General features: G+C 66.4%; 9 protein-coding genes. All 9 read right to left on the bottom strand.

The features are described from left to right. The coding region (locus WAN71_RS24030; protein WP_422227731.1) for an APC family permease at positions 1-716 on the bottom strand (716 nt) is incomplete at its 3' end. Between the two features lie 89 nt (positions 717-805). After that, positions 806-1,822 (bottom strand): HTTM domain-containing protein, encoded by a 1,017-nt coding sequence (locus tag WAN71_RS24025; RefSeq protein ID WP_422227729.1) that lies wholly within the window; start codon positions 1,820-1,822, stop codon positions 806-808. Continuing rightward, on the bottom strand, positions 1,819-2,367 hold the full coding sequence (locus WAN71_RS24020; RefSeq protein ID WP_422227728.1) for a hypothetical protein: 549 nt from the start codon (positions 2,365-2,367) through the stop codon (positions 1,819-1,821). Before WAN71_RS24020 ends, WAN71_RS24025 begins: the two co-directional genes overlap by 4 nt. Before the next feature lie 15 nt (positions 2,368-2,382). After that, positions 2,383-3,735, bottom strand: a complete 1,353-nt coding sequence (locus WAN71_RS24015) for a hypothetical protein (RefSeq protein WP_422227727.1) — start codon at positions 3,733-3,735, stop codon at positions 2,383-2,385. An 11-nt stretch (positions 3,736-3,746) separates the two neighbouring features. Continuing rightward, a complete protein-coding gene (locus tag WAN71_RS24010) occupies positions 3,747-5,483 on the bottom strand; it encodes an NAD-binding protein (protein ID WP_422227726.1) in 1,737 nt (578 codons plus the stop codon). Positions 5,484-5,495: 12 nt separating this feature from the next. After that, positions 5,496-6,560 carry an o-succinylbenzoate--CoA ligase gene (gene menE / locus WAN71_RS24005; RefSeq protein ID WP_422227730.1) on the bottom strand — a complete coding sequence of 355 codons (1,065 nt, stop codon included), beginning with the start codon at positions 6,558-6,560 and terminating at the stop codon, positions 5,496-5,498. Positions 6,561-6,652: 92 nt separating this feature from the next. Then, positions 6,653-6,955 (bottom strand): DUF3349 domain-containing protein, encoded by a 303-nt coding sequence (locus tag WAN71_RS24000; RefSeq protein ID WP_422227725.1) that lies wholly within the window; start codon positions 6,953-6,955, stop codon positions 6,653-6,655. Positions 6,956-7,016: 61 nt separating this feature from the next. After that, positions 7,017-7,310 (bottom strand): hypothetical protein, encoded by a 294-nt coding sequence (locus WAN71_RS23995; RefSeq protein ID WP_422227724.1) that lies wholly within the window; start codon positions 7,308-7,310, stop codon positions 7,017-7,019. Next, a complete protein-coding gene (locus tag WAN71_RS23990) occupies positions 7,307-8,557 on the bottom strand; it encodes an inorganic phosphate transporter (RefSeq protein WP_422227723.1) in 1,251 nt (416 codons plus the stop codon). Before WAN71_RS23990 ends, WAN71_RS23995 begins: the two co-directional genes overlap by 4 nt. Positions 8,558-8,574: the final 17 nt, after the last annotated feature.

The following is an 8,574-nucleotide window of genomic DNA, read 5'->3' as shown; positions in this document are numbered from 1 at the left end:
GCGTCGGCCAGCGGCGCGGCCGACCGCGCCAGCCGATCCGGTCCTACGGCCAGCAGCATCGCAACCCCGACGATCAGATACACCACGACTGCTATCGCAAGCGCGACGATGATGGCCTTCGGTATGGCGCGGGCCGGGTCACGGACCTCCTCGCCCATTGTCGCGATTCGCGCATAACCGGCGAACGCGAAGAACAGCAACCCGGCCGATTGCAGAACCCCGTAGGCCGTGCCCGCCGACCAGGCTCCCATGCCGCTCAGATTCGACAGCTGCATGCCACCGACCCCGATGCCGATGACCACAGTCGCAAGGGCAATGAGCGTGCATACCACCAGGATTCGGGCCAATGTCGCGGTTTTGGTGACGCCGCGGTAGTTCAGCGCGGTGAGCGCGACCACCGCCGCGACAGCGACGATGCGCTGCGCCCACCACGGGCCCGGCAGCGCGTAGGAGGCGACGGTCAGCGCCATCGCCGCGCACGATGCGGTCTTGCCGATCAGAAACCCCCACCCGGCCGCGAAGCCCCACCACGGGCCGAGCCGTTCCCGCCCGTAAATGTAGGTGCCGCCCGACGTCGGATAGACCGCCGCCAACTGCGCCGACGCGGTGGAATTGCAGTACGCGATCGCCGCGGCGAGCACCAACCCGATCAGCAGGCCGGCCCCGGCGGCGCGCGCGGCGGGGCCGAACGCAGCGAACACCCCGGCGCCAATCATCGATCCCAGACCGATCACCACCGCGTCGCCGGTGCTGAGTCGGCGGGCCAGTTCCGGTTGCCCTGCGGAGGCCTTTTCGTCGTCCACGTCTAGTGCGCGCTGCTTTCGGGGACTGCTGCGGATGGTTCAGTCGTTTCGGTATTTCTTTGTCGATGCCTGACACTCAGCCACCGGCGAAGCGCCACCACTGGCTTCGTCGCGACGCGCTTGGCGTTATGCGGAAGACTTTGCACGGTTTCGGGTGGGACGAATGCGAGGTAGAACACGAACATGGCAACGGTGAAGAACCCAGCGGCGATGGTGATCATGATGATGGTGTGCATGACCACGCCCGCGGCCAGGACCCATGGTCGCAAGCGGTGATTCCACACCAAAAACGCGAGTGAAAGCTCGACGGCGAGAGTGCCCCAGGTGGCGGCGTTCATGAGGAGCGCACTGTCGGTGACCCAGTGCGGGGGCGACACCAGCGCCAGGTCTTGCAGTCGCAGTGCGTAGGAGACGGCGGTGCCCTGGGGCCACGCGCCCCCGTTGATCTTGCTCAGCGCCGAGGCCAGATAGATCAGCGACATCTGCAACTGCATCAACCGCACTGGCCACTGCGGGCGCTCCTGCGCCGACCAGAATGTTCCGGCGCTGCGCGCTTGGTCGAGCGACAGCGCTGCGCCGCACGGTGAGAGCGCAAGCACCAGCGCCTCGATGCGCACGGCGATATCACCGGAGTTCCACACCCACTGATCGCGATGTTGGAACGACAAGATGAGTACCCACACAGCCACCGAGGCGAGTCGGCTGTGCCAGCCGATGGTCAGTGCGACCGATGACGCCAGCAGTACCGCCCATCCGATTAGCAGCGCACGGTCACTGGTGAAGATCGCGAAAACACCCCAGTAGAAGGCGTTGCCGGACTGCTGCGGCACAATGCCGTGCGGGCCAAATAACGGATACAGATCGGGCAGCAGAGAGACGGTCCAGCCGGTTGCCACCACACCGAAAACCATCCTGACCAAGCCGAGGGTGTACGCCGGTTGCCGTCGAAACCAAAACCTCCGCCATTTTTCCACCGCGCCCGCAACCCGCGGCCGCTGACGGCGTTTCGGCTCGGTCATCGCCCGCCGGTCAGCTTTTCGTCGTAGAGGATTTCCTCTCCGCGGACGGGGAAGCCGCCGGTTCCCGGCGCCGGAAGCGACTCGGTGCGCAAAATCATTTGGACTCGTACAGCGCGCTCAGCGCGTCCGGTGAGTCGGTGAACGATCCAATGCGCCACTCCAACTCGACTAGCGGGGTCGTGCACCACATTCTCTTTGACCTTTTGCCAGTGATACCACGCGAACGCGCCCACCACTCGGTCACCGCGCGGATTGGTCCACGCCCGTTGGACACCATTTGCCATCGTGACGCGCACCTCGAGGCATTCCTGACGCCGTTGCGGCTCGGGTGCATACATCCGCCAGCTCTGCTCCAGCCCGGTCGCCGACGCAACTGGCTGCAGCACCGGCACGAGCCGCCGCTTGACTTCAGCATCGGGCAGGCTCCACACCACGCCGATGAGCAGCACCACCACGACGAGCCCACTAATCGCTGCTTCGCCGAGCGGCGAGCCTTCAAATCGCTGGCCGATCGCCGACAGCTTCTTCAGACCCAGCGCGATCATCAGCCGACCTCCCTTCTACCAGTGGGTAAAGATCAGGCTGTTCAGCAACAGTGCTCCTACGACGTTAACGGCCAGCCACAGCCGTGCAGAGCGCGGCGGCAACAGCGCGGGCGCGGCGGTCAGCCAGACGCTGAACGGCAGCCAGATCCGTTCGGTCTCGGCCTTGCTCAGCATGCTCAAGTCGGCCCAGGCAATGGCAATCAGCATCGCCAGCATCAGTAGGTGCAGGCCCGAGCGCCGGCGGATCGCGCCCAGGTCGAACACCCGGCCGAGTCCCGCGACGCTGCCCAAGCCGATCGCACAGACCACCGACGCCAGGTTGGCCCAGCTCCAGTACCGAAACGGCCGGTCATGCGCAATGCCCTGCCAATAGCGCTGCTGCACAAGGGTATAGCCGTCAGACCAGCAGAAGCCGGTAGCGGCGAACGCCGCCGCCACCGCGGCTGCGGCCAGAATCGCCGGGCCCAGGGCCCGCAACGCCGAGCGCCAATTGGTCGCGCACACCAATACCGCCAACGCCGGAAGCGCCATCAACGCCAGCCCGTAGCTGAGGAACACCGCCCAGCCGAGCAGCAACCCTGCGGCGGCCGCCACCAGTGCAGGGAAGCGAACTGCGCCGCGCACCGCCACCGCCAGCAGTGCGATGCCCCAGGCGGCGACCCCGGCGAAGTATCCGTCGGCGGAGACCGCGATCCAGATCGCCGTGGGCGCGACGGCGACAAACGGCGCGGCACGACGCGCGGTCGGCTCGTCGGCCAAAGTCCGCAACGTGATCACGATTGCGGCCGCCGCGCTCGACCCGACCAGCAGGCACAGCAACCCAGCCCAGGCGCCGCCGCCCAGGCCAATGCGGTCCAGCCAGACGAACGTCAGCAGCGCTCCCGGCGGGTGCCCGGAGACGTGGGTGATCCACGAATTCGGCTGGAAATCCAGAATGCGACTGGAGAAGGTATGCAGCGTCTCTGGGATGTCGGCGATGCCCGGCACCTGCGGCAGATACTCGTCCTTGTCGGTCAACCGGCCGGCAAAGCCACGTTGCCAGCCGTCGATCATCGCCAGCGAGAACGCCCAGACGCAGGAAGTCGCCCAGCAGACCAGGGGCAGCATCCGCCACGAAAGACGCTGTGCTACAACGGGTCCCCACACCACTGCGGCCAGCCCGAGTGCAATCGCCGGTCCAGTGCCCCAGCCGACGTGCGCGTCGAACCAGCCGAAGATCGGAGCGGCGCCGGCATGCCAGCCGAAACGGTCCGGCACGGCGTGCAGAAGCGACGCGATGCCCCACTGCATGCGGGGCAATACGAACGCGGCCGCAACCAGGCCCAGCCCGATCGCAGCCGCGATCGCCTCCCGGCGAGCGATCCTCACGACCGGTGAGCCTATTGGTGGGCTGGCTCGTCGGCCGCGGGTTGTTGGGGTGGCCGTCCTTTGCGCAGCGTGGCGAGCAATTCGCGGTAGGGCCCGACGAGGTAGACGGTGTCGTCGGCGTGGAGTCGGGCATCGCGGCGTGGGTGCAGCTTGATCAGTGAATTGGGCCGGGTGATGGCGATGACCCGGGTCTGGGTGGACAGTTCGAACATGCGCAGGCCGTCGAGTTCGCTGCCCGGCGCCACCCGCATCCCGCCAACGACGAATGAGCGTTGCCCCACCGAGAACGTGCCCAGCACCTGCAGGCCGACCGCGGCGCCGATGAACCACGGTGCGGCCAGTTCGACGGTGGAGCGCACGTTTTCAAAACCGAACCGCTGCGCCACCGCGAAACCCAGCGTGCGGTCAAAGACGCGCAGCACCAGCGGAGTATCGGTCCAGTTGAGCCCGGGTCGTATTTCAGTTCCCAGCATTTCCGTCAGCACGATCCCAGTTTCGACGTTGATCATGTCGTCGCGGGTCAGCACCGCCACCGCGCGGGCACGATCCACCCGTGCCGATTGCAGGGTTTGACGCAAGGTGGCGTCGCCGAAGATCACCGGCACATCGAGTTTGCGTACCGCTGACAAGAAGCGGTTTTCCTCGTTTTGCTCGATCACCGCCACGTCGTATCCGGCAGTGGTCAGGTCGGTAACCACACGCATGGCGACCGCACTTAACCCGACGACGACAATGTGATTACGCAGATTACGTATCCGGGGGCGTGCAACCCCAAGGACGAAGCGGCGCGACAGCAAGACGTCGGCGACAAAAGCGACCAGCAAAGCGGTGGTCGTCACCCCACTGAACATCATTACGGCTGCGAACAGCCGCAGCCAGGTGGGCTGGTGCACGAAGCTGAAGTCGCCGTAGCCGGTCGTGGTCATCGTCTCGACGGTGAAGTAGAACGCGTCCACCCAGCCCATCTTCGGCGGGGCCTCGTAGTTGAAACGCAACAACACCGTGCAGCAGATCAGCAGCACCAGCGAACCGCCCACTATCGGATAGAACACCGGGTTGAATTCGTTGACCACGGCCCAGATGCCGTCGACCGCGCGCCGTGGCCATGGCCGATGCGACCGCGTCCGGGTCGGGCGCGGAATCCTGATGCCCTGGGCGGCCACTTCGTCAGCCGTACCGACCACCATCGTCCAGTCACCGGCATGCACATGCTGATCCCGGCTCGGGCAGACCTCCAACTCGTCGGGGGTGGGGGAGTTTTCGCCGTGAATCACCGCCACCGGCGCCAAATCGCCGTAGAGCTCACGCAGCGTCGCGTCGCGGTATGCCTCCCGTCCGGCGACGACGAATTCGATTCCCGCGGCATCGAATTGGTGAGTTCTGTGCTCCAGACATGCCTCGACAATCGACGGCGCCGCGAGTTCGGCGACGTTGAGGATCGCACCGGGCCCGTTGTCGTCGGCCACTGCTTCGCGCAGCACGTCGTTGGAGAGCCGTGCCACGACACGCGCGCTCGGGTTGGCTTGCCTTGCCAGCAGCGCGATTTCGAGATTTATCGCGTCGTCGTCGCCTACGCAGACGACGGCGAGCGCATGAGCGACCTCCGCGAGGGTGAGCTCACGAGCGACCCCGGCCTCGGACTGATCGAGGTTAGACAGCCTGGCGACGGTCGCGCCGGCGTTCTTCAGCTCGTCGATGATCGTCGTGGCCAGCGCATCGTCACCGCTGACGATGATGTGGCGGTGCATTACCGCATTATGTCACCCGGACAGCTGCTTTCCGGCGCGGGCGGCCAGTGCCTGCCGGTCCACCTTGCCGATTCCGCGCATCGGCAGCGCATCGACGATATGCAGCTCGCGCGGCGCGGCGGTGCGGTCCAGGGTGTGCATGACGTGCGCCCGTAGGGTGTCGAGCGAAGGCCGGGCACAACCGTCGGCCACCACGATGGCAGCGACCACCCGCTGACCCAATCGCTCGTCGTCCAGTCCGAATACCGCGCAGTCGGCCACCGCAGGGTGGGTGCGCAGCGCAGCCTCCACGGGCTGCGGCAGCACGGTCAACCCGCCTGTGCTGATCGCCTCGTCGGCCCGGCCAAGCACACTTAGGACGCCCGAATCATCAACAGCGCCAATATCATCGGTGCGAAACCAGCCTGGCTCGGCGAATGGGTCGGGATCGGGTGGGTTGCGGTAGCCGTTGGCCAGTGTCGGGCCGCCGATCACGATCCGGCCGTCGGCGTCCACCCGCAGCCGCACGCCGTCGAGCGGAACACCGTCGTACACGCAGCCGCCGGCGGTCTCGCTCATCCCGTAGGTGCGGACCACCGTGATACCCGCGCTCGCGGCGGCGTCCAGGACCGGTCGCGGGGCCGGCCCGCCGCCGATCAGCACGGCGTCCAAGTCGGCCAGCGCCGCTGCTGCCGCTGGATCGGTCAGCGCCTTGGCCAACTGCGTGGCCACCAGTGCCGTGTAACGGCGACCGGAGCCGAGTTGCTTTATCGCAGAGGGCAATTCGTTGATGTCGAAGCCGGTCGAGATGTCCAGCTCAATCGGAACGGTATCGGCCAGCAGGCTGCGCACCAGCACCTGGACGCCGGCGATGTGGTACGGCGGCAAAGCCAACAGCCATCGGCCCGGCCCGCCCAGCCGGTCATGGGTGGCTGCGGCGCTGGCGGTCAGCGCGGCGGCGGTCAGCAGCGCACCCTTGGGCGCACCGGTGGTTCCCGACGTCGTCACCACCAGGGCGATGTCGTCGTCGATGGCTTCGCCCACCCGCAGCGCCGCCAATGTGGATCGGCGATCGCCGTCAGCAGGCACTGGCAGCAGCGCGGATGCACGGCCGTCCAGAACCTGCTCAAGGGCCGCCAGCAGCGGGTGCGCCGCGGAGCCCTGCGCCACGGCGAACGCGCGCAGGACGGCTATCCGGTCCCCTCGCCGTCACGGGCATCGTCCAACGGCCAACCCTTGGCGGCCAGCCGTGCCCGCACCCGCTCGATGTCCTCCGGCGACGGCAGGTGGTCGGTCATCTGGGTGATCAACACACCGATGTCGGTGTCGTCGAACCCGTCCCGCTGCATCAGTCCGTGAGCCACCGCCTTGACGTCATCGTGGGACAGCCGACGCGACAGCAGGGCGAGCACCGGAAAGTAATCGGTGGGTGGGATGCCCTCTGGATACCCCGCGCGGAGCCAGTCCACGATCGAGGTCAGGAATCGGTTCACACTGCCTCGCCTTCCCCCCATACGGGCGTAGCTAAGCCTGAACAGCGAATGAACTTCGATTTTACGCGGGCTTGGCTCCGAGGATGTACATGCCGGTGTGCAGCCCGATGAAGTCCCGGGCGATGTACAACACCCCGATCACGACCGCGACCAGCGCAAACGCGTAGATCAACCAGCTGAGGGCGGTCAGCGCCGGATTCTTTGGCCACACGGCAGCGCCATCAGAGCCCGCGACACCGGCGCCCGCGGCGCCTGCCCGCACCGCGAGTGCGAACAGCGCAGGCAATCCGCTACCGAGGACCAAACCGAAAACCAGGATCTTCAACGAAGCCTCGTAGTTGAACCAAGTGCTCATGACAAGCCTGCTTTCTTTGCCGGGGTGGTACCGGGAGCGGCGCCGGATCCGTCAACCTCCCCGTTCGTGTTGGGAGCACCCGCCATGACGTCGACCGGCTCGTGGACCTCGTCCAGCCCGGCAGTCAGGTCACCCTTCCACTCGGCGTTGACGTTGTTGTGGTCGACCTTCGTCTTGCGCGACCGCAGGTAGATGGCAGCGGCCGTCGCCACCAGCAGAGCGAAGCCGACGATCGAGCCGGCGAAGCCACCGATCCCGTGGACCACCCAGTAGGTGATGGCACCGACCAGACCGGCCGCCGGCAGCGTGATCAGCCAAGCGGTCGCCATCCGGCCGGCAACCCCCCAGCGCACCTCCGCTCCGGGTTTGCCGACCCCGCTGCCGAGCACGGATCCGGTTACCACCTGAGTGGTGGACAGCGCGTAGCCGAAGTGAGCGGACAGCAGAATGATTACCGCCGAAGACGATTCGGCTGCCATGCCTTGCGGCGAATGGATCTCGACGAGTCCCTTGCCCATGGTGCGGATGATCCGCCAGCCGCCGGTGTAGGTACCCAGTGCCATCGCGCAAGCGCAGGCCAAGATGACCCAGAACGGGGGCAAGGCGGCGGTCCTGCTGACTGCGCCGTAGGAGATCAGCGCCAGGAAGATCACGCCCATCGTCTTCTGCGCGTCGTTGGTGCCGTGTGCCAGCGAGACCAGCGATGCCGAGAAGATCTGGCCGCGGCGGAAAGCGCCCTCGCTGCGCTGCTCCGGAACGCCGCGATTGAGTCGGTAAACCAGCCAGGTGCCGACCGCACCGACCAACCCGGCCAACGCCACCGATACCAGGGCCGGGATCAGCACGCGGGACACCACGCCGGTCCAGATCACCCCGTGTCCGCCGACCGCGGCGATCATGGCACCGACGATGCCGCCGACCAGCGCATGCGACGAGCTCGACGGGATACCCAGCAGCCAGGTCGTCAGGTTCCAGACGATCCCGCCGACCAGACCGGCGAAGACCAGTTGCAAGGTCACCAGATGACCGTTCACCAAATCTTTGGCGATTGTCCCGGCAACAGCGGTGGACAGGAACGCTCCGGCGAGGTTCAGCACCGCCGAGAGCGATACCGCGGCTTTCGGTGAGAGCGCGCCACTGGCGATCGAAGTGGCCATGGCGTTGCCGGTGTCGTGAAACCCGTTCGTGTAATCGAATGCGAGGGCGGTGATCACGACGATGATCAAGAGGAACAACTGAAGGTTCACGGGCCTAATTCTGGGGG

Origin of the sequence: Mycobacterium sp. (genome assembly GCF_049280035.1) — a bacterium.
GTDB lineage: Bacteria > Actinomycetota > Actinomycetes > Mycobacteriales > Mycobacteriaceae > Mycobacterium.
The sequence above is the reverse complement of the archived record's forward strand: the minus strand, read 5'-3'. Positions and strand labels throughout refer to the sequence as shown.